At 72.7% G+C, this 20,480-nt stretch carries 15 protein-coding genes and 2 pseudogenes; 2 read left to right on the top strand and 15 right to left on the bottom strand.

Annotated features, from left to right (window positions below):
• Positions 1-504: 504 nt before the first annotated feature.
• The 3 genes from pepN to HCJ93_RS13790 all read right to left on the bottom strand — a co-directional run bounded on the left by pepN (position 505) and on the right by HCJ93_RS13790 (position 4,108).
• Positions 505-3,000, bottom strand: a complete 2,496-nt coding sequence (gene pepN, locus HCJ93_RS13800; RefSeq protein ID WP_206317354.1) for an aminopeptidase N — start codon at positions 2,998-3,000, stop codon at positions 505-507.
• An 87-nt stretch (positions 3,001-3,087) separates the two neighbouring features.
• Positions 3,088-3,558: a response regulator gene (locus tag HCJ93_RS13795; RefSeq protein ID WP_167994818.1), complete on the bottom strand. Its 471-nt coding sequence runs from the start codon at positions 3,556-3,558 to the stop codon at positions 3,088-3,090.
• Positions 3,559-3,724: 166 nt separating this feature from the next.
• Positions 3,725-4,108 carry a chorismate mutase gene (locus HCJ93_RS13790; RefSeq protein ID WP_167994816.1) on the bottom strand — a complete coding sequence of 128 codons (384 nt, stop codon included), beginning with the start codon at positions 4,106-4,108 and terminating at the stop codon, positions 3,725-3,727.
• A gap of 160 nt (positions 4,109-4,268) precedes the next feature.
• On the opposite strand from HCJ93_RS13790, the gene HCJ93_RS13785 reads away from it, so the two are divergent.
• Positions 4,269-5,168 carry a hypothetical protein gene (locus tag HCJ93_RS13785; RefSeq protein ID WP_167994814.1) on the top strand — a complete coding sequence of 300 codons (900 nt, stop codon included), beginning with the start codon at positions 4,269-4,271 and terminating at the stop codon, positions 5,166-5,168.
• Positions 5,072-5,764, top strand: a pseudogene (locus tag HCJ93_RS30160) (acyl-CoA dehydrogenase family protein); the annotation flags it as partial. The gene HCJ93_RS13785 and the pseudogene HCJ93_RS30160, both read left to right, overlap by 97 nt.
• A 300-nt stretch (positions 5,765-6,064) precedes the next feature.
• Here the strand turns inward: HCJ93_RS30160 and HCJ93_RS13775 are convergent.
• The 12 genes and pseudogenes from HCJ93_RS13775 to HCJ93_RS13720 form a co-directional block, all read right to left on the bottom strand.
• Positions 6,065-7,528: a glutamate synthase subunit beta gene (locus HCJ93_RS13775; RefSeq protein WP_167994812.1), complete on the bottom strand. Its 1,464-nt coding sequence runs from the start codon at positions 7,526-7,528 to the stop codon at positions 6,065-6,067.
• A complete protein-coding gene (gltB, locus tag HCJ93_RS13770; protein ID WP_167994843.1) occupies positions 7,521-12,116 on the bottom strand; it encodes a glutamate synthase large subunit in 4,596 nt (1,531 codons plus the stop codon). Before gltB ends, HCJ93_RS13775 begins: the two co-directional genes overlap by 8 nt.
• A 373-nt stretch (positions 12,117-12,489) precedes the next feature.
• Positions 12,490-13,221 (bottom strand): VIT1/CCC1 transporter family protein, encoded by a 732-nt coding sequence (locus HCJ93_RS13765; protein ID WP_167994810.1) that lies wholly within the window; start codon positions 13,219-13,221, stop codon positions 12,490-12,492.
• A gap of 411 nt (positions 13,222-13,632) precedes the next feature.
• Positions 13,633-14,505 (bottom strand): annotated as a pseudogene (gene lgt / locus HCJ93_RS13760) (prolipoprotein diacylglyceryl transferase); the annotation flags it as partial.
• An 89-nt stretch (positions 14,506-14,594) separates the two neighbouring features.
• Positions 14,595-15,368 carry a DsbA family protein gene (locus tag HCJ93_RS13755; RefSeq protein WP_167994806.1) on the bottom strand — a complete coding sequence of 258 codons (774 nt, stop codon included), beginning with the start codon at positions 15,366-15,368 and terminating at the stop codon, positions 14,595-14,597.
• 103 nt (positions 15,369-15,471) lie between these two features.
• Complete coding sequence (gene trpA / locus HCJ93_RS13750) at positions 15,472-16,302, bottom strand: tryptophan synthase subunit alpha (RefSeq protein ID WP_167994804.1); 831 nt, start codon at positions 16,300-16,302, stop codon at positions 15,472-15,474.
• The gene (gene trpB, locus HCJ93_RS13745) at positions 16,299-17,582 is read right to left on the bottom strand and encodes a tryptophan synthase subunit beta (protein ID WP_167994802.1); all 1,284 of its coding nucleotides are present in this window, start codon (positions 17,580-17,582) and stop codon (positions 16,299-16,301) included. The genes trpA and trpB overlap by 4 nt, the downstream gene beginning before the upstream one ends.
• A 103-nt stretch (positions 17,583-17,685) precedes the next feature.
• Entirely contained in the window at positions 17,686-17,892 is a 207-nt protein-coding gene (gene trpM, locus HCJ93_RS13740) for a tryptophan biosynthesis modulator TrpM (RefSeq protein WP_167994800.1), read from the bottom strand.
• Between the two features lie 22 nt (positions 17,893-17,914).
• Positions 17,915-18,721: an indole-3-glycerol phosphate synthase TrpC gene (gene trpC, locus HCJ93_RS13735; RefSeq protein WP_167994798.1), complete on the bottom strand. Its 807-nt coding sequence runs from the start codon at positions 18,719-18,721 to the stop codon at positions 17,915-17,917.
• A gap of 141 nt (positions 18,722-18,862) precedes the next feature.
• Complete coding sequence (locus HCJ93_RS13730; protein WP_206317353.1) at positions 18,863-19,339, bottom strand: DUF2752 domain-containing protein; 477 nt, start codon at positions 19,337-19,339, stop codon at positions 18,863-18,865.
• 111 nt (positions 19,340-19,450) lie between these two features.
• Positions 19,451-19,702, bottom strand: coding sequence for an HGxxPAAW family protein (locus HCJ93_RS13725; protein ID WP_167994794.1), 252 nt, complete (start codon positions 19,700-19,702; stop codon positions 19,451-19,453).
• A 106-nt stretch (positions 19,703-19,808) separates the two neighbouring features.
• Positions 19,809-20,453, bottom strand: a complete 645-nt coding sequence (locus HCJ93_RS13720) for a TIGR02234 family membrane protein (protein WP_167994792.1) — start codon at positions 20,451-20,453, stop codon at positions 19,809-19,811.
• Positions 20,454-20,480 lie beyond the last annotated feature (27 nt).

The raw sequence follows: 20,480 nt of genomic DNA, 5'->3' as shown, positions 1-20,480 counted from the left end.
GCAGATGCCGTGAACGTCGCCGGGGAGTCCGGCCGGGCCCTCCTGCGCCGGGCACCGCGTCGGTTCCCGAGGGGAGGTGCCCGGGGGCACGAAGGACATCGCGGTGGGGGGCGGCCGTCACGCCGGCCGTGCTGGTCACGTTCTGGGCGGTGCTGTGGGCGCTGGGCCGCAGCAGCGAGACGAACGGGCGCGAGTGCCGGTCCGGGGCGGAGCGGCACGGGGCGACCTGCGCCGTGGTGACCAGGTGAAGCCGGGCCGCGGTGACCGGGCGGACCTGCGCCCTGGTGACCGGGTGACGGGCCGCGCCGGCCGCCCGGGCGGACCGTGTGCCGGGGCGCGCCCGGGGGTGCGCGGGACCGGCGGAGGCGGAGGCGACGTGCTCATGGGCTGTCCTCCCGGACGCGGCACGGGACTTCTCCCGCGGGTGCGCGGCCGGTGTGCCGCGCCCGGTGAACCCAACGAGCGAACCGGGGCCGGGGGTACGTCCCCCGGCCCCGGTTCCCGCTACGCCTGCCTGACCCGCAGCGCGCGGGCGAGGTCGTCGAGCTGGTCGGCGAGCGTGCGGCGGAGCGCGGGGACCGGGTCCTGCTCGCGCAGGCACCGCTCGCCGAGCTCCAGGTGGTCCGGGTCGACCTCGTGGAAGGGGAAGGCCCGGCGTCCGGTGGCGACGGCGATGGCGGGGCCGCGCCGGGCGGCGAGCCGCACCGCGTCCTGGTAGTAGCGCGCCACATAGGGGCGGACCAGGTCGGCCTGCTCGGGCTGCCAGAAGCCCTGGGCGGTCGCGGTGAACAGGTAGTTGGACACCTCGTCGGAGTGGAACATCGTCTCCCAGGCGCGGGCCTTGGAGTCCTCGTCGGGCAGCGCGGCCCGGCAGCGGGCGGCGCCCTCCTGCCCCGTGGCGCTGGGGTCGCGTTCCAGCTCGGCGGCGATGGCGGCCTCGTCCGTGGCGCCGAGCACGGCGAGCCGGGCGAGGATGCGCCAGCGCAGCTCCGGGTCCAGCTCCGGCCCGCCCGGCACGGTGCCCTCGGCGAGCCAGGCGGCGATGGTGTCGGGATGGGCGGCGGCGGAGATGAAGTGCCGTACCGCGATCAGCCGCAGGCCGGGATGGTCGCCGTCCTCGGTGCGGCGGATGACGTCCCGGCACAGCGAGGTGAGGGCGGCCAGCGCGGCGGGCCGCTCCTTCGGCTCCAGGTAGCGGTCGGCGATGTGCCCGGCGGCGAAGGCGAGGACGCCCTGCACCAGCGCCAGGTCGGTCTCCTCGGGCAGGTGGGCCGAGGCGGTGGCCAGGTAGTCGGAGGGAGCCAGTTCGCCGTCGCGGACCATGTCGCGCAGGCTGTTCCAGACCACGGCCCGGGTGAGCGCGTCCGGGATGCCCGACAGGCCGCGCAGGGCGGTCTCCAGGGAGGTCTCGTCGAGGCGGACCTTGGCGTAGGTCAGGTCGAGGTCGTTGGGGACGACCAGGGCGGGCCGGGTGCCGGGGCGCGGCTCGGGCCCGGCGGCCTGTGGCACGTCGGTCTCGTAGCGCTCGCGCAGCACCAGGGTGCGCCCGTCGCCGAGGTCGCGGTCGTACACGCCGACGGTCACCCGGTGCGGGCGGCTGCCGTCGCGGTCCAGGGCCAGGGTCCACCGGCCGGGCACCGCGTCGACCGAGGCGGTGAGCGTGTCCACGCCGGTGGTGCGCAGCCAGGCGTCGGCCCAGGCGTGCACGTCGCGGTCGGTGGCGGAGGCGAGGGAGTCGATGAAGTCGGCGAGCGCGGCGTTGCCGAACCGGTGCCGGGCGAAGTGGGTGTTGATGCCGGCGAGGAAGTCCTGCTCGCCGAGCCAGGCCACCAGCTGCCGCAGGGCGCTGGCGCCCTTGGCGTAGGAGATCCCGTCGAAGTTGAGGAGGGCGGAGGCGGTGTCGTGGACCGCCTCGGGCGCGACGGGGTGGGTGGTGGGGCGCTGGTCGGCGTCGTAGCCCCAGGACTTGCGGGTGACGCCGAACTCGGTCCAGGGGCCGGTGAAGCGGGTGGCCTCGGCGGTGGTCCGGTAGCCCATGTACTCGGCGAAGGACTCGTTGAGCCAGATGTCGTCCCACCAGGTGAGGGTGACCAGGTTGCCGAACCACATGTGGGCCATCTCGTGCGCGATGACCATGGCGCGGGTCTGCCGCTCGGTGTCGGTGACCGCGGAGCGGTAGACGAACTCGTCGCGGAAGGTGACCAGGCCCGGGTTCTCCATGGCGCCCGCGTTGAACTCGGGGACGAAGGCCTGGTCGTAGGAGTCGAACGGGTACGGCTCGGTGAACTTCTCGTGGTAGCGGTCGAAGCAGGCGCGGGTGATGCCGAGGATCTCCTCGGCGTCCGCGTCGAGGTGGGGGGCGAGCGAGCGGCGGCAGTGGATGCCGAAGGGCAGACCGCGGTGCTCGGTGCGCACCGAGTGCCAGGGGCCGGCGGCGACGGCGACGAGGTAGGTGGAGATGCGGGGGGTGGCGGCGGCCCGCCACAGACCGTCGCCGGTGTGCTCGGTGATGCCGTTGGCGAGGACGGTCCAGTGCTCGGGGGCCCTCACCGTCAGCTCGAAGACGGCCTTGAGGTCCGGCTGGTCGAAGGCGGCGAAGACCCGCTGCACGTCGTCCAGGAACATCTGGGTGTAGACGTAGGTCTCGCCGTCGCTGGGGTCGGTGAAGCGGTGCATGCCCTCACCGGTGCGGGAGTAGCGCATCACGGCGTCGACGCGCAGCTCGTGCTCGCCCCGGGTGAGGTTCTTCAGCGGCAGCCGGTTGCCGTCCAGGGTGCCGGTGTCCAGCGGCTCCCCGTCGAGCGTGGCGGAGCGCAGCTCGTGGGGCTTGACCTCGACGAAGGTGTCCGCGTCCGTGCGTGCGGTGAACCGGATCAGGGTGCGGGAGCCGAAGGTCTCGTCCCCGGTGGTCAGATCGAGTTCGACGGTGTAGCGGTGGACGTCGAGGAGCTGTGCACGGTTCTGCGCTTCGTCGCGCGTCAGTACGGACATGCAGGCCATGCTGCCTGATGTCGCTTTCCCGGCACAGAGGCGGATCGGTTCGCACCCCTTTGCCCCCCCGCGCCGGGGCGGACGGCGGCGGACGGCTCAGGTCCGGTCGCGTTCCAGGCGGTGGGTGCGCGCGGCGTGCAGCCGGGCGCGCAGTTCGAGGATCTCGCGCTCCAGGGCCCGCCGCTGCCGGTACGCCCGGTACAGATGGCCGGCCTTGAGGCGCAGGATCCAGGGGTCGACGGGTTTGGCGACGAGGTCGGCGACGCCGAGGCCCTGGGCGGCGGCGCTCAGCTCCGGGTCGCGGCCGAAGGCGGTGAGCAGCATCACGGGGATGTGCTGGGTCTGTTCCAGACGCCGCATGTAGCGCACGACCTCCAGGCCGCCGGCGCCGGGCACCCGGACGTCGAGGAGCAGCAGGCCCACGTTCCCGCGCAGGATCTGCTTGAGGGCCTCGTCGCCGGAGGTGGCCCGGCCCAGCGGATGGCCCAGCGGGGCCAGGGCGCTCTCCAGTGCGTAGAGGCTGTCCTTGTGGTCGTCGACGATGAGGATGCGGGCATCCGGCTGCATGGCGGACCGTCCCTCCTCGTAAGGGACCAATGTGCGGTCCGGCTGGTGGACCGGGCATGGACCGTGGTGCTGTCCCCGGGGGTGCGGACACCCTGTCGGCGCTGACGCGTGGTGCTCGTCGGCTGACGGGGAGTGCACAGCAGCATGCCGCGCCCGGGCCGCCCTGTCACTCCCCCTGGACGGGTGTGCGGGTCCGGCCGCCGGTACGGGCCGAGCCGCCCAGGGTGTCGTCGGCGATCCGTTCGTGGTGCCGGATCACCTCCGCGACGATGAAGTTGAGGAACTTCTCGGCGAAGGCCGGGTCGAGCTTGGCGTCCTCGGCGAGGGCGCGCAGCCGGGCGATCTGGCGGGCCTCGCGGGCCGGGTCGGCGGGCGGCAGCCGGTGCTCGGCCTTGAGCCGGCCGACCTGCTGGGTGCACTTGAAGCGCTCGGCGAGCATGTGGACGACGGCCGCGTCGATGTTGTCGATGCTGTCCCGCAGCCGGGTGAGCTCCTCGTGCACGGCCGGGTCGATCCCGCCGCCCGGGGAACCGGTGTTGCTGGTGGTCATGGTGGGCCAGCCTACGGCGCGCGGGGCGCCCGGCAGCGGGCCGTCTCAGCACGTGGCGCGGCCCGCGCGCCGCGCCACGGCTCCGTGCCGCTCGCCTCCGCTGCGGGCGGGGTGCCGGCCCGTACAGTGGAAGACGGGTTCAGGCGTCCGGGGGTGAGGCGTGGCGAACGGCGGACCGGTCGAGCACGGCTATCCACACCTCGGGACGGTGCGGGCGGCCGTCACCGCGCTGTACCGGCGCCTTTCGTACGAGACGATCCGCACCTTCGACACCAGCGTCGCCCCGGCGGACGTGGCCTTCTCCGACGTGGACGACCTGCATCTGGGCGCGCACCGGGTGGCGCGGGAGATCGTGCGGCACTACCGCCTGCCGGACGCGCGCCTGGTGGTCTGCTTCCGCGAGATGACGCATGCGGCGAACATCGAACTCACCTCCGGGCCCGAGTACTTCGTGGAGCTGAACGACCGATTCCGCACGCACCGGCGGGACATCGGGGCGGCCCTCGCGCACGAGGTGATGCACGTCTATCTGCACCGCCTCGGCCTCTCGTTCCCCGGCACCCGGGACAACGAGATCCTCACCGACACCGCGGCGACCTATCTGGGCGCGGGCTGGCTGCTGCTCGACGCGTTCCGGGAGGACGGGGCCTCCTCGCAGAAGCTCGGGTACCTCACCCCGGAGGAGTTCGGGTACGTGCTGGCCAAACGCTCGCTGCTGTTCGGCGAGGACCCCGCGGTGTGGTTCACCAGCCCGCAGGCGTACGAGGCGTACGGCAAGGGCATGGCACTGGCCCGGCGCGACGAGCAGCAGCCCCCGCTGACGGCGGCGGGCTGGGCGGGCCGCCGCCGCTACGCCCGCGACCGCCGTCACGCCCAGGACTTCCCCGGCGCCGCCCCGTCCCGCGCCGACGCGCCCTACGCGTTCACCCCGGCCGGCCACGGCTCGCTGCGGGTGTCCTTCCCGTGCCCGACGTGTCATCAGCGCATCCGGATCCCGGTCCGGGGCCGGGTGCGGGCCCGTTGCGGGCTGTGCCGGACGGTGCTGGAGTGCGACACCTGAGACGGCGGCCGGGCCGGCCCCTCACCCGAGACGCCGACGGGGCCGCCCGCTGCCTCCGAGCAGGCGACGGGCCCGGTCGTCATCGATCCCCGTCCACCCGCTCCGGGGCCCGGGCCGCCGCCGGCAGGGTGCGGGCCGTCTCGTCGGCCTCCTCGGGGGTGAGGCGGGTGCCCTTGCCGGTGGTGGTGCCGGGACGCCGGCCCCTGGTCCGCCGAGGGCCTGCGGCCGGCCCCGGGCACGGGCCGGTCCGGTCCGGCCCCGACCCGGCGCGCCGGCTCACCCTCCTCTCCCCCGGCGGTGAAGCTGCTCACCACCGCCCCGCCCTGCCCCCGGCCGTGACCCGGGCCCGCCCGGCCACGGCGGCGCAGGCGCCGGGCGTGGGCCTCGCGCTGCTCGACCGGACCGTCGCCCACGTCCGGCAGCGCACCCGGTTCGGCGTCCCGGTGGGTTCCTTCCAGAGGGCCGGGCACCGGCTCGCGTACTCCGCGATCGCCCCGCACCTCGCCCGCCCGCTGGTCCTCGGGGCGGCCCTGACCATGACCCCGGAGGACGTGGCCGCGGCGAAGGCCGCCGCCTGTGAGGCGGCGTACGGCTCGGTCCGCACGGCGCTTCCGCTGCACGGCGCGATCGGCTGCACGGCGGAGTACGACCTGCCCCTGCGGCTCACCAGGCCCGCGCCTGCGCACGGCCTGGGGCACCCCGCAGGAGTGCCGGGCCCTGGTGGCCCACGGCGGCTGAGTCCCGGCGTCCTCTGCCACCGGGTCGCCGGCGGCGGGCCGTGGGGCGTCCGGACGTGCGACGGCGCCTGCCCAGTGTCCGGTCGGGGACGGGAGGCAGGCGCCGTCAGTGTTCCGCACGCCTTTGTGCGGGACGTCCTTGGGGTTGTGCGGGTGCCGTCAGACCGCCAGGGCCCGGTCGGTCGGGCGGATCGGCGCCGGCAGATCGCTGGCCCCGGTCAGGTACCGGTCGCAGGCCCGTGCGGCGGACCGGCCCTCGGCGATCGCCCAGACGATGAGCGACTGGCCGCGGCCCGCGTCACCGGCGACGAACACGCCGGGGACGTTGGTCTGGAAGTCGGCGTCGCGGGCGATGTTACCCCGCTCGTCCAGTTCCAGGCCGAACTGCTCGACCAGGCCGTTCTCCCGGTCCGTGCCGGTGAAGCCCATGGCCAGCGTGACCAGCTGGGCGGGGATCTTGCGCTCGGTGCCCGGCTTCTGCTGGAGCTTGCCGTCGACGAACTCCACCTCGGTCATGTGCAGCCACTGGACGTTGCCGTCCTCGTCGCCCTCGAAGTGGGTGGTGGAGACGGAGTAGACCCGCTCGCCGCCCTCCTCGTGCGCGCTGGTGACCTTGTAGAGCATGGGGAAGGTCGGCCACGGCTGGGTGACCGGGTCCCGCTCGTCGTTCGGGCGGGGCATGATCTCCAGCTGGGTGACGGAGGCCGCGCCCTGGCGGTGGGCGGTGCCCACGCAGTCGGCACCGGTGTCACCGCCGCCGATCACCACCACGTGCTTGCCCTCGGCGGAGACCGGGGAGGTGACGTAGTCGCCCTCCTGGACCTTGTTGGCCAGCGGCAGGTACTCCATGGCCTGGTAGATGCCCTTGAGCTCACGGCCCGGCACCGGCAGGTCCCGCGGGGTGGTGGCACCGACGGCGAGGACCACGGCGTCGTACCGCTTGCGCAGCGCGGTCGCCGGCATGTCCCGGCCGATCTCGATGCCGGTGCGGAACTTCGTGCCCTCCGCCCGCATCTGCTCGATCCGGCGGTTGATGTGCCGCTTCTCCATCTTGAACTCGGGGATGCCGTACCGGAGGAGGCCTCCGATGCGGTCCGCGCGCTCGTAGACGGCGACCGTGTGGCCGGCCCGGGTCAGCTGCTGGGCGGCGGCCAGACCGGCCGGGCCGGAGCCGACGACCGCGACCGTCTTGCCGGACAGCCGCTCGGGGATCTGCGGCGCGACATTGCCGGACTCCCACGCCTTGTCGATGATCGAGACCTCGACGTTCTTGATGGTGACCGGCGGCTGGTTGATGCCGAGCACGCACGCCGACTCGCACGGAGCGGGGCACAGCCGCCCGGTGAACTCCGGGAAGTTGTTGGTGGCGTGCAGCCGCTCGGACGCGGCCTGCCAGTCCTCGCGGTAGGCGTAGTCGTTCCACTCGGGGATGAGGTTCCCGAGCGGGCAGCCGTTGTGGCAGAACGGGATGCCGCAGTCCATGCACCGGCTGGCCTGCTTGCTGATGATCGGCAGCAGGGAGCCGGGGACGTAGACCTCGTTCCAGTCCTTGACGCGCTCCGCGACCGGACGGGACTTGGCGACCTCGCGGCCGTGGTTCAGAAAGCCCTTCGGGTCAGCCATTGATCGCCGCCTCCATCATCTTCTCGTGGGTCTCGGACTCGGAGAGACCGGCTCGCTCGGCGGCGTCCTTGGCGGCGAGCACTGCCTTGTACGTCTTGGGGATGATCTTGCTGAAGCGCTCGACCGCCGTGTCCCACTCGGCCAGGAGCTTCTCGGCGACGGTGGATCCGGTCTCCTCCTGGTGACGGCGGACGACGTCGTGCAGCCACTGCTTGTCGGCCTCGTCCAGCGCCTCGACGGCGTCCACGTTGCCGGCGTTGACGTTGTCCCGGTCGAGGTCGATCACATACGCGACGCCGCCGGACATGCCGGCCGCGAAGTTGCGCCCGGTCTCGCCGAGGACGACCGCGTGACCGCCGGTCATGTACTCGCAGCCGTGGTCGCCCACGCCCTCGGAGACGACCAGCGCGCCGGAGTTGCGCACGCAGAAGCGTTCGCCGACCTTGCCGCGCAGGAACATCTCGCCGCCGGTGGCGCCGTAGGCGAGGGTGTTGCCCGCGATGACGCTGTACTCGGCGAGGTGGTCGGCGCTGCGGTCCGGCCGGACGATGATCCGGCCGCCGGACAGGCCCTTGCCGACGTAGTCGTTGGCGTCGCCCTCCAGGCGCAGCGTGACACCGCGCGGGACGAAGGCGCCGAACGACTGGCCGGCGGAGCCGGTGAAGGTGATGTCGATGGTGTCGTCGGGCAGGCCCGCGCCGCCGAACTTCTTGGTCACCTCGTGGCCGAGCATGGTGCCGACGGTGCGGTTGATGTTGCGGATGGGCACCTGGGCGCGCACCGGCTGGGCCTGCTCGGCACCGGAGGCGGAGAGCGCGTCGGCGGCGAGCTTGATCAGCTCGTTGTCGAGCGCCTTCTCCAGACCGTGGTCCTGCGGCACGGCCTGGTGGCGGACGGCGCCCTCGGGCAGCTCGGGCACGTGGAACAGCGGGGCCAGGTCCAGGCCCTGGGCCTTCCAGTGGTTCACCGCGCGGGTGACGTCGAGGACCTCGGCGTGGCCGACGGCCTCGTCGATGGAGCGGAAGCCCAGCTCGGCGAGGAGCTCGCGGACCTCCTGCGCGATGAACTCGAAGAAGTTCACCACGTACTCGGCCTTGCCGGAGAAGCGGTCGCGCAGCACCGGGTTCTGGGTGGCGATGCCGACCGGGCAGGTGTCCAGGTGGCAGACGCGCATCATGACGCAGCCGGAGACCACCAGCGGCGCGGTGGCGAAGCCGAACTCCTCGGCGCCGAGCAGCGCGGCGACCACCACGTCACGGCCGGTCTTGAGCTGGCCGTCGGTCTGCACCACGATCCGGTCGCGCAGGCCGTTGAGCAGCAGCGTCTGCTGCGTCTCGGCCAGGCCCAGCTCCCAGGGGCCGCCGGCGTGCTTCAGCGAGGTCAGCGGCGAGGCGCCGGTGCCGCCGTCGTGGCCGGAGATCAGCACCACGTCCGCGTGGGCCTTGGAGACGCCCGCGGCGACGGTGCCCACACCGACCTCGGAGACCAGCTTGACGTGAATGCGCGCCTGGGGGTTGGCGTTCTTCAGGTCGTGGATCAGCTGGGCCAGGTCCTCGATGGAGTAGATGTCGTGGTGCGGCGGCGGGGAGATGAGTCCCACGCCCGGCGTGGAGTGCCGGGTCCTGGCCACCCACGGGTAGACCTTGTGGCCGGGCAGCTGGCCGCCCTCGCCGGGCTTGGCGCCCTGGGCCATCTTGATCTGGATGTCGTCGGAGTTGACCAGGTACTCGCTGGTCACGCCGAAGCGGCCGGAGGCGACCTGCTTGATCGCCGAGCGGCGCTCCGGGTCGTACAGGCGCTCCGGGTCCTCGCCGCCCTCACCGGTGTTGGACTTGCCGCCGAGCCGGTTCATGGCGATGGCAAGGGTCTCGTGCGCCTCCTGGGAGATGGAGCCGTACGACATGGCGCCGGTGGAGAACCGCTTGACGATCTCGGAGACCGGCTCGACCTCCTCGACCGGGATCGGCTTGCGGTCGCTCTTGAAGCCGAAGAGTCCGCGGAGCGTCATCAGCCGCTCGGACTGCTCGTTCACGCGCTCGGTGTACTTCTTGAAGATGTCGTAGCGGCCGGTGCGCGTGGAGTGCTGCAGGCGGAAGACCGTCTCCGGGTCGAACAGGTGCGGCTCGCCCTCGCGGCGCCACTGGTACTCGCCGCCGATCTCCAGGGCGCGGTGCGCCGGGGCGATGCCGGAGGCCGGGTAGGCCTTGGCGTGGCGGGCGGCGACCTCCTTGGCGATGACGTCGATGCCCACGCCGCCGATCTTGGTGGCGGTGCCGTTGAAGTACTTGTCCACGAAGGCCTCGTCGAGACCGACGGCCTCGAAGACCTGGGCGCCGCGGTAGGAGGCGACGGTGGAGATGCCCATCTTGGACATGACCTTCAGCACGCCCTTGCCGAGCGCGTGGATCAGGTTGCGGATGGCCTTCTCCGGCTCGATGCCGGGCAGGAAGGTGCCGGCCCGGACCAGGTCCTCGACGGACTCCATCGCCAGGTACGGGTTGACGGCGGCGGCGCCGTAGCCGATGAGCAGGGCCACGTGGTGGACCTCGCGGACGTCACCGGCCTCGACCAGCAGACCCACCTGGGTGCGCTGCTTGGTGCGGATGAGGTGGTGGTGGACGGCCGCGGTGAGCAGGAGCGACGGGATCGGCGCGTGCTCGGCGTCCGAGTGCCGGTCGGACAGCACGATCAGACGGGCACCGTTCTCTATGGCGGCGTCGGCCTCGGCGCAGATCTCCTCGATCCGCGCGGCCAGCGCGTCACCGCCGCCGTGCACCCGGTACAGGCCGGAGAGCGTCGCGGCCTTGAAGCCGGGCATGTCGCCGTCGGCGTTGATGTGGATGAGCTTGGCCAGCTCGTCGTTGTCGATGACCGGGAAGGGCAGCACGACGCTGCGGCAGGAGGCGGCGGTCGGCTCCAGCAGGTTGCCCTCGGGGCCCAGCGAGCTGCGCAGCGAGGTGACCAGTTCCTCGCGGATGGCGTCCAGCGGCGGGTTGGTGACCTGCGCGAACAGCTGGGTGAAGTAGTCGAACAGCAGCCGCGGGCGCTCGCTGAGCGCGGCGATCGGCGAGTCGGTGCCCATCGAACCGATCGGTTCGGCACCGGACTTGGCCATCGGCGCCAGGATGACGCGCAGCTCCTCCTCGGTGTAGCCGAAGGTCTGCTGGCGGCGGGTGACCGAGGCGTGGGTGTGCACGATGTGCTCGCGCTCGGGCAGGTCCGACAGCTCGATCTCGCCGGCCTCGAGCCACTCCTCGTAGGGGTGCTCGGCGGCGAGCTGCGCCTTGATCTCGTCGTCCTCGATGATGCGGTGCTCGGCGGTGTCGACGAGGAACATCCGGCCGGGCTGCAGGCGGCCCTTGCGGACGACCTTGGCCGGGTCGATGTCGAGGACGCCGACCTCGGAGCCGAGGACGACCAGGCCGTCGTCGGTGACCCAGTAGCGGCCGGGGCGCAGACCGTTGCGGTCGAGCACGGCGCCGACCTGGGTGCCGTCGGTGAAGGTGACGCAGGCGGGGCCGTCCCAGGGCTCCATCATCGTGGAGTGGTACTGGTAGAAGGCGCGCCGGGCCGGGTCCATGGACTCGTGGTTCTCCCACGCCTCCGGAATCATCATCAGCACGGAGTGCGGCAGCGAGCGCCCGCCGAGGTGCAGCAGTTCGAGCACCTCGTCGAAGGACGCGGAGTCGGAGGCGTCGGGCGTGCAGACCGGGAAGATCCGCTCGAGGTCCTTCCCCGTGCCGAACAGGTCGGACATCAGCTGGGACTCGCGGGCGCGCATCCAGTTGCGGTTGCCCTTGACGGTGTTGATCTCACCGTTGTGCGCGACGAAGCGGTACGGGTGCGCGAGCGGCCACGACGGGAAGGTGTTGGTGGAGAACCGGGAGTGCACCAGCGCGATCGCGGTGCCGAAGCGGCGGTCGGACAGGTCCGGGAAGAACGGCTCGAGCTGGCCGGTGGTCAGCATGCCCTTGTAGACGATGGTCCGCGCGGACAGCGAGGGGAAGTAGACGTTCACCTCGCGCTCGGCGCGCTTACGCAGCACGAAGGCCTTGCGGTCGAGGTCGATGCCCTTGCTGCGGCCGTCGGCGACGAAGAGCTGGCGGAAGACCGGCATGGTGGAGCGGGCGGTGGCGCCGAGCAGGTCGGGCGCGACCGGGACCTCGCGCCAGCCGAGGACGTTCAGCTCCTCCTCGCCGGCGATCGCCTCGATCCGGGCGGCGGCCTCGTCGGTGCCCTCGGTGGGCAGGAAGGCGATGCCGACGGCGTAGGCGCTGGCCTCGGGCAGCTCGAATCCGGCCACCTCGCGGAAGAAGGCGTCCGGGACCTGGGAGAGGATGCCTGCACCGTCACCGGAGTCCGGCTCGGAGCCGGTGGCTCCGCGGTGCTCGAGGTTGCGCAGGACGGTCAGGGCCTGCTCGACCAGGGTGTGGGACGCCTCGCCGGTGAGGGTGGCGACGAAGCCGACGCCGCAGGCGTCGTGCTCGTTGCGGGGGTCGTACATACCCTGCGCAGCAGGGCGAGCATCCATGAACGACCAGTTCTGGCCATTCGCGGAGTGCTGGGACGGCTGGCGCGGCGTACGCATCGGCTCTCCCGTCGTCGTCATGTGGCATGTGCAAGGTGCCGAGGGACGACGTTGGCCCTCTGCGTTGGGATGCGAAATTTCACGCAGGTTACATGATGGACTGGTTCTCGGGAACCGGGATATCCCATTCCAGCATGCGGACACCGCCGGGGGTCGCGACAGGGTTGCGCGCCTGGCGGTGGAAGTGGGGGGACCGGGCGGGACAGATCGGTGTCCGCCGGTCCGGGGCGCGGAGCGGGCCTCGTCGCCCGCCCCACGGACGCACTGGGGGCCTCATTGCCCGCAGTGCTTACGGCTCATGCCCAGTTGTCACGCGGTCGAAACCAGCGAGTAATGAAAATCTATGCGGGCTGTCGCATAGTACCGGGCCGGGTCATCCTATGGCCGTTCCGAACAGGGAGCCCAGGGCGTACGTCACACCGGCCGCGGCCCCGCCGAGGGCGAGCTGCCGCAGCCCGCTGAACCACCAGGTCCGCGCCGTCACCTTGGCCACCACGGCACCGCACAGGAACAGCCCCAGCAGCGCCACCACCACGGCCGGCCAGATGCTGCTCGCGCCGAGCAGGTAGGGCAGCACGGGCAGCAGGGCGCCCAGCGCGAAGGAGCCGAAGCTGGACAAGGCGGCGACGGTGGGCGAGGGCAGGTCGCCGGGGTCCACGCCCAGCTCCTCGCGGGCGTGAATCTCCAGGGCCTGCTCGGGGTCCTTGGACAGCTGCCGCGCCACCTCGCGCGCCAGCTCGGGCTCGACCCCGCGGGCCTGGTAGAGCGCGGCCAGCTCGGCCTCCTCGTCCTTGGGGTGGCGGCGCAGCTCCCGGCGCTCCACGTCCAGCTCGGCCTCGACCAGCTCGCGCTGGGAGGCGACGGAGGTGTACTCGCCGGCCGCCATGGAGAAGGCGCCGGCCGCGAGTCCGGCGAGGCCGCTGAGCACCACGGTCTGCTGGCTCGCCGAGCCGCCGGCCACCCCGGTCATCAGGGCGAGGTTGGAGACCAGGCCGTCCATGGCGCCGAACACCGCGGGCCGCAGCCAGCCTCCGTTGACGTCCCGGTGCGTGTGGTTGTCACGGTGGGCGTCGTGCAGGACGGCTTCGGTCTCGATGATGGCCATACGATCCCCCAGAGTCGTCGGGTCGCCACTTCTTTGGACTGGTTCTACTTTTCGACGACCACTAATCTACGCCTCCGGCGGGCTCGCCGCCAGCAAGGAAAGGCTGCGCTAACCTGCGGTTTCTCCGTTTCCGATCACCACGCGCACTCTCGCACAGCACCTCGGCAGCGCGTCGGCCGGGTGTGGCCGAGGCCGGGGGCCGGGGTCGGGTGACGCGCCCGCACGCGCCGCACGCCCCGCAGAGACACCGAGGGCGCCCGGAGAGTGTCCGGGCGCCCTCGCGCGCGTACGGCGGACGGTCTGGCGTCAGCGCTTCTTTGCCGAGCCCGCCCCGTCCTTGTCGGCCGCCTCGTCCTTGTCGCTGTCCGCGGCCACGGTGCCACCGGCCTCGCTCTTGCGCAGCGACACCTCGCCGTCGGTGTCCCCGGTGGCCTCCTCGCCCTCGGCCGCGGAACCCGCGGAGCCCACGGCGGCGGGTTCCACGACCGCCTCGCGGCCGGGCCGCTTCCTGGCGGAGAGCACGATGTACAGAACCGCCAGCAGGAACACCAGGATCGACGTCCAGTTGTTCAGCCGCAGACCCAGGATGTGGTGGGCCTCGTCGACCCGCATGTACTCGATCCAGAACCGGCCCGTGCAGTAGGCGGCGACATACAGCGCGAACGCCCGCCCGTGCCCCAGCCGGAACCTGCGGTCGGCCCAGATCACCAGCAGCGCCACGCCCACGCACCACAGCGACTCGTACAGGAAGGTCGGGTGGTAGGTGCCGGGCACCCGCCCGTCGGCGGAGGACGTGATCTCCAGTGCCCACGGCAGGTCGGTGGCCCGTCCGTAGAGCTCCTGGTTGAACCAGTTGCCCCAGCGTCCGAGGGCCTGCGCCAGGGCGATGCCCGGCGCGACCGCGTCGGCGTAGGCGGGCAGCGGGATGCCCCGGCGCCGGCAGCCGATCCAGGCGCCCAGCGCGCCGAGCGCGATCGCGCCCCAGATGCCGAGACCGCCCTCCCAGATCTTGAAGGCGTCCACCCAGTTGCGGCCCTCGCTGAAGTACAGCTCGTAGTCCGTGACGACGTGGTAGAGCCTTCCGCCGATCAGGCCGAACGGGACGGCCCAGACAGCGATGTCGGCCACCGTGCCGGCCCGTCCGCCCCGGGCGATCCAGCGCTTGTTGCCGAGCCAGACGGCAACGAAGACGCCGATGATGATGCAGAACGCGTAGCCGCGCAGCGGAACGGGGCCGAGGTACAGCACCCCGCTCGACGGGCTGGGAATGTAGGCAAGTTCCATGGCAAGGTCGACGCTACCGTGCCGGGCCCGGCACACGGCAGGCAGCCCGGCTACGGCTCCATAACAGGGCCCGTGCCGGCCTCGCGCACCTAGCGGTTCGCCTCCTGCACCATCTTCTTCAGCTTCTCCGGTGTCATCGATCGGTCCTCGTAGATGTTCTTGCCGTCGAAGAGCACGGTCGGGGTGCCCGAGAAGCCGCCCTTCTGGAAGGCGTCGTTGGACTTCACGACCCAGCTGTTGTGCTTGCCGTCCTCCACACAGGAGCGGAAGGCGGGCGTGTCGAGGCCGCGCACCTTGCCTGCCAGCTCGATCAGCTTGGCGTTGTCGGAGAAGGCGTCGTCCGTCTCGGGCGGCTGGTTGTCGAAGAGCACGTCGTGGTACGCGGCGAACTTGCCCGCGTCCTGGGCGCAGGCCGCGGCGTTGGCGGCGTTGCGGGAGCCGGTGCCGCCCAGGTTGCCGTCGATGAGGGTGACCAGGCGGTACTCGATCTTGAGGTCACCGGACTCGGTCAGCTCGTGCAGCGTGGGGCGGTAGGCCAGCTCGAAGGACTTGCAGGCCGGGCAGCGGAAGTCCTCCCACACCGTGAGCGTGGACTTGGCGTCCTCCTTGCCGACCGGGATGGCGAGCGCGTCCTCGCCGAGGGCGCCGGAGGGCGCCACGACCGGGCCCGCGGAGTCGCTGCCCTCGTCCTTCCCGGCGTTGGCGGCGACCACGCCGATCACCGCCGCGAGGCCCAGGACACAGACCACGCTCGCCCCCACGATCAGGGTGCGGCGCCGCTTCTCGGCGGCCTTCTGCTTCTCACGCTCGATCGCCAGCCGCTCCCGGGCGGTGCGCTTTCCGTCACGGTTCTTCTCGCTCACACCCCGCAGAACGAACCGGGGAGGCGCACCGCGCCTCCCCGGCCCCAGGTCCACCCTTACGAGGGACGCGTGCGACTGGCCGCGGCTGCCGCCGCCGGCCCGGCTATCCGGCCTGCGGCGCCCGTCCGCGCACGCCCTCGGCCAGGTCGGCGGCGAGTTCGCGGACCGCGGCGAGGCCCGCGGCCTCGTCGGGGGCGTCGAGCATCCGCTTGACGAAGGCCGAGCCGACGATCACGCCGTCGGCGAAGCCCGCCACCTCGGCGGCCTGGGCCGCGTTGGAGACGCCGAGGCCCACGCAGACCGGCAGGCCGGTGCCGGTGGCCCGGGTGCGCCGCACCAGGTCCTCGGCCTGCGAGCTGACCGACTCACGGGTGCCGGTGACGCCCATCAGGGAGGCCGCGTAGACGAAGCCGCTGCCCGCCGCGGTGATCTCGGCGAGCCGGGCGTCCTTGCTGCTGGGCGCCACCACGAACACGGTCGCCAGGTTGTGCTTCTCGGCGTGCTCCCGCCACAGCGCGGACTCCTGCACCGGCAGGTCCGGCAGGATGCAGCCGGCGCCGCCCGCCTCGGCCAGCTCGGCGGTGAAGCGCTCCACGCCGTAGCGGTCGACGGGGTTCCAGTAGGTCATGACCAGGACCGGCTTGCCGGTGGCGGCGTGCGCCTCGCGCACCGTGCGCATCACGTCCGCGATCTTCACGCCGCCGCGCAGCGCGATGTCGTCGGCGGTCTGGATGACCGGACCGTCGAGCACCGGGTCGCTGTGCGGCAGGCCCACCTCGACCACGTCGGCGCCGCTGTCCAGGACGGCCTTGACCGCCTCGATGCCGCCGTCCACGGTCGGGAAACCGGCCGGGAGGTAGGCGATGAGGGCGGCGCGGCCCTCGTTCCTGGCCGCCGCGAGGGTGTCGGCCAGCAGCTGCAGGTTCCCGCTCACTTGGCGTCCTCCTCGATCTCGGCGGTGCCGGAGGCGTCCTGGGCGACCTCCGCGTCGGTGTCGTACAGGCCGAAGTAGCGGGCGGCGGTGTCCATGTCCTTGTCGCCGCGCCCGGAGAGGTTGACCACGATCAGCCCGTCCCTGCCCAGCTCCTTGCCGACCTCCAGGGCACCGGCCAGGGCGTGGGCGCTCTCGATGGCCGGGATGATGCCCTCGGTGCGCGACAGCAGCCTGAGAGCCTGCATCGCGGCGTCGTCGGTGACCGCGCGGTACTCGCCGCGGCCGGTGTCCTTCAGATAGGCGTGCTCGGGGCCGATGCCGGGGTAGTCCAGGCCGGCCGAGATCGAGTAGGGCTCGGTGATCTGGCCCTCGTCGTCCTGCAGGACGTAGGAGCGCGAGCCGTGCAGGATGCCGGGCTCGCCGGCGGACAGGGTGGCCGCGTGCTCGCCGGTCTCGATGCCGTGGCCCGCGGGCTCGCAGCCGATCAGACGCACCTGGGTGTCGGGGACGAAGGCGTGGAAGAGGCCGATGGCGTTGGAGCCGCCGCCGACGCAGGCGATCGCGGCGTCGGGCAGGCGCCCGGTGCGCTCCAGCAGCTGGCGGCGGGCCTCGACGCCGATGACGCGGTGGAAGTCGCGGACCATCGCCGGGAAGGGGTGCGGGCCCGCGACGGTGCCGAAGAGGTAGTGGGTGTGGTCGACGTTGGCGACCCAGTCGCGGAACGCCTCGTTGATGGCGTCCTTCAGGGTGCGGCTGCCGGACTTCACGGCCACCACCTCGGCGCCGAGCATGCGCATCCTGGCGACGTTGAGGGCCTGGCGCCTGGTGTCGATCTCGCCCATGTAGATGGTGCAGTCGAGGCCGAACAGGGCGCAGGCGGTGGCGGTGGCGACGCCGTGCTGGCCGGCGCCGGTCTCGGCGATGACCCGGGTCTTGCCCATGCGCTTGGTGAGCAGGGCCTGGCCGAGCACATTGTTGATCTTGTGGCTGCCGGTGTGGTTCAGGTCCTCGCGCTTGAGGAAGACCCGGGCGCCCCCGGCGTGCTCCGCGAACCGCGGGACCTCGGTGAGGGCGCTGGGGCGACCGGTGTAGTTGACCAGGAGGTCGTCCAGTTCCCGGGCGAACTCCGGGTCCTGTTTGGCCTTGTCGTACTCGACGGCGACCTCGTCGACCGCGGCGACCAGCGCCTCGGGGATGAACTTGCCGCCGAACGCGCCGAAGTAGCCCTCGGGCGAGGGGACCTGGCCCTCCGGGTCGGGGATGAAGAAGGTGCTGGGCATGCGAAACCTCACGGTGAGTGCGTGACGGAACACTGAGCGCCGTGGGGGCGGGGAACGGACGGCCGGGCCGCCGGTGTGCCGGAGACGGCCGGCCGCGGATGCGTCAGAACGTGCTCGCGGGAAGACCCCGCGCCCCTCGGCCGGGCCGCTGCCATCGCATGCCGTTGACCTGCCCCGGTTCGTCGCCGATCACATAGCGCACCCGGCGGCCGTGCACCCGGCGGGCGGGCGCGCGGCAGCCACGGGGCCGGCAGCCGCGCGCGAGGCGGGCGTACGGGTCCCTGGTCGCCAGGGTGATCGGAAGGGACATCGGGGCAAGCCTAGCGGGGTGTTCAGCGGCCGTGACGGAGTGCGGGGTGCTCGCCCGCGGCCACCAGGTCGGCGACGGCCGTCTTGGGGTCCTTGCCGGTGACCAGGGACTCGCCGACGAGCACCGCGTCGGCGCCCGCGTTGGCGTAGGCGATCAGGTCGTGCGGGCCGCGCACTCCGGACTCGGCGACCTTGACCAGGTGCGCCGGGAGCTCGGGGGCCACCCGCTCGAAGGTGCCGCGGTCGACCTCGAGGGTCTTGAGGTTGCGGGCGTTGACACCGATGACCTTGGCGCCCGCGTCCACGGCGCGCTCGACCTCCTCCTCGTCGTGCACCTCGACGAGCGGGGTGAGGCCGATGGACTCGGCGCGCTCGATGAGGGACTCCAGGGCCGGCTGCTCGAGGGCGGCCACGATCAGCAGGGCGAGGTCGGCGCCGTAGGCGCGGGCCTCCCAGAGCTGGTAGGAGGTGACGATGAAGTCCTTGCGCAGCACGGGGATGTCCACGCGTGCGCGCACCGCCTCCAGGTCGGCCAGCGAGCCGCCGAACCGGCGCTGCTCGGTGAGGACGGAGATGACGGCGGCGCCGCCCGCCTCGTAGTCGGCGGCGAGCCCGGCCGGGTCGGCGATCGCGGCCAGCGCGCCCTTGGACGGGCTGGAGCGCTTGACCTCACAGATGACCTTGACGCCCTCGCCGCGCAGGGCGGCCACGCCGTCCTTGGCCGCCGGGGCCTTCGCTGCGCGTTCCTTGAGCTCGTCGAGGCTGACGCGCGCCTGCCGCTCCGCGAGGTCGGCACGGACTCCGTCGATGATCTCGTCGAGCACACTCACGCGAGCGGCCCCCTTCCAGAAGGTCGGGCTTCGGTCGGTTCGTCGGACTGAAACCGATGGTCACTGCGATGGTATCCGCCGCGGGCGGCCGACCCCGCATCCGGTCGGTCCGGGTCCCACCAGCTGGACGGACGACCCTGGTCAGGGGTGCAGCCAGCCGCCGAACGGCAGGTTGCGCACGACCGTGAAGACCAGCAGCAACGCCCCCAGGGACCACATCAGCAGCGGCGGCGGGTCGAACCGGAAGGGCCGGCCGCGCAGGACGCGGACCACCCAGACGGTCCACAGCACGGCGAAGGCCGCGTAGCCGAGCACCGCGGGCGCGTTGGCCTGCAGGGCGGCCGGCAGATCGCCGTGGGCGACGGCGTGGGCGCTGCGCAGGCCGCCGCAGCCGGGGCAGTACAGGCCGGTGAGCCGCAGCAGCGGGCAGGCCGGGTAGTGGCCGGGCTCATTGGGGTCGACGGCCGCCACATAGGCGAAGGCCCCGGCGACGGCCGCGAGCACACCGGCGGGGACGGCGAGCCGGGCGGCCCTGGCTCGGCGGGGCGTGGCGGGCGGGCTGCTGGCGGCGTTCACCCGTGCATTGTGCCCGCACCGGCCCGGCCCCGCCCGTCGCATGCGTCAGGGGCGGTCCCGGCACCGTGGGTGCCGGCCGCCCCTGTCCCGGCGGGCCTTCGCCGGGGTGCCGTGCGGTGCTTCCCGGGTCGTTCCCCGGTGCCGCCCGGTGCGTCAGCTCTCGGCGCCGGCCTTGGCGCGGTCGCCGGTGGTCTGGTGCACGGGGTGGGCGTGCTTCGGCTGGCCGAGACCCATCGAGCGCATGACGGCGCCGACGACGCCGCCGAGGAGCACGATGCCCATGCCTGCCCAGAAGCCCACCGGTTGAGCCATCACCATGAACGCGCCCGCGACGCAGAAACCGATGAAGGCGATGATGACACCGGTCCAGGCGGCCGGGGTGTGACCGTGGCTGCTGCCCGCCATTGCTTGCTCCTCGTTGCTGTGTGCGTGTCTGAGCAGGACGCTCGGCCTCATTGTCCCGCACGCGCGGGCGTGCCGTACTCGGGGGTGCACTCCGCGCGGGTCGCGCTCAGGCTCCGGTGGGGTCCTCTCCCCTGTCCAGCGCCTTCCACATCTCCTCGGGGCGGTCCGGGTCGGCGGGGACGGCCCGGCGGCGGGGGCGCGCCGTGCCGCCGGCGCGCTCGTAGCGGCCGGACATGGCCGGCCACAGGCGGCCGTAGCGCAGCGCGAGCAGCCCGGCGAGCAGCAGCAGCACGCCGCCGACGGCGGCGACATAGGGCCAGGCGGTGTGGCTGAGCACCTCGACGGTGGCGGAGGTGTCGCCGGAGGCCTGTGCGGCCTTCTCGTCGAGGGCGGAGCTGTCGGAGGCGCCGAGCAGCGCCGCGACCACGGTGCCGGCCCCGCACAGCGCGAGCAGCGCGGCGACGGTGACGCGCCCGGCCCGGCGGACGGCGAAGACGGCGACCAGCGCGGCGAGGCCGACCACGGCCAGGGCGGCGGGGACGCCGGTGACGTCGCTGCCCTTGGCGGTCAGCGGGAACGCGCCGCCGGCGACCGTCGCGGTGCCCTCGGACCACTGCTGCCGGGTGGCGAGCAGGGCGACGGCCGCGCCCAGGGCGCCGCTGAGCAGGGCGGCGGCGAGGCTGATCCGCCCCGCGCGAGCGGGTCCGGCGGCTTCGGAACGGGGGTGAGGTACGGCAGTCACGCCCTCCACTATCGCCTGAAAGCCGCGCGGACCGAC

The sequence above is a fragment of the Streptomyces composti genome (assembly GCF_012034205.1).
In the GTDB taxonomy this organism is placed as follows: Bacteria; Actinomycetota; Actinomycetes; order Streptomycetales; family Streptomycetaceae; genus Streptomyces; species Streptomyces composti.
The sequence above is the reverse complement of the archived record's forward strand: the minus strand, read 5'-3'. Positions and strand labels throughout refer to the sequence as shown.

What these genes read in the sequence shown, in the direction of transcription:
- HCJ93_RS13765 (WP_167994810.1), bottom strand. Translation starts at nt 13,221, where the DNA reads ATGGCCATCATCGAGACCGAAGCCGTCCTGCACGACGCCCACCGTGAC.
- trpM (WP_167994800.1), bottom strand. Translation starts at nt 17,892, where the DNA reads ATGTCCCTTCCGATCACCCTGGCGACCAGGGACCCGTACGCCCGCCTC.
- pepN (WP_206317354.1), bottom strand. Translation starts at nt 3,000, where the DNA reads ATGGCCTGCATGTCCGTACTGACGCGCGACGAAGCGCAGAACCGTGCA.
- HCJ93_RS13790 (WP_167994816.1), bottom strand. Translation starts at nt 4,108, where the DNA reads ATGACCACCAGCAACACCGGTTCCCCGGGCGGCGGGATCGACCCGGCC.
- HCJ93_RS13725 (WP_167994794.1), bottom strand. Translation starts at nt 19,702, where the DNA reads ATGGCGGGCAGCAGCCACGGTCACACCCCGGCCGCCTGGACCGGTGTC.
- trpB (WP_167994802.1), bottom strand. Translation starts at nt 17,582, where the DNA reads ATGCCCAGCACCTTCTTCATCCCCGACCCGGAGGGCCAGGTCCCCTCG.
- HCJ93_RS13775 (WP_167994812.1), bottom strand. Translation starts at nt 7,528, where the DNA reads ATGGCTGACCCGAAGGGCTTTCTGAACCACGGCCGCGAGGTCGCCAAG.
- HCJ93_RS13730 (WP_206317353.1), bottom strand. Translation starts at nt 19,339, where the DNA reads ATGCGACGGGCGGGGCCGGGCCGGTGCGGGCACAATGCACGGGTGAAC.
- HCJ93_RS13795 (WP_167994818.1), bottom strand. Translation starts at nt 3,558, where the DNA reads ATGCAGCCGGATGCCCGCATCCTCATCGTCGACGACCACAAGGACAGC.
- gltB (WP_167994843.1), bottom strand. Translation starts at nt 12,116, where the DNA reads ATGCGTACGCCGCGCCAGCCGTCCCAGCACTCCGCGAATGGCCAGAAC.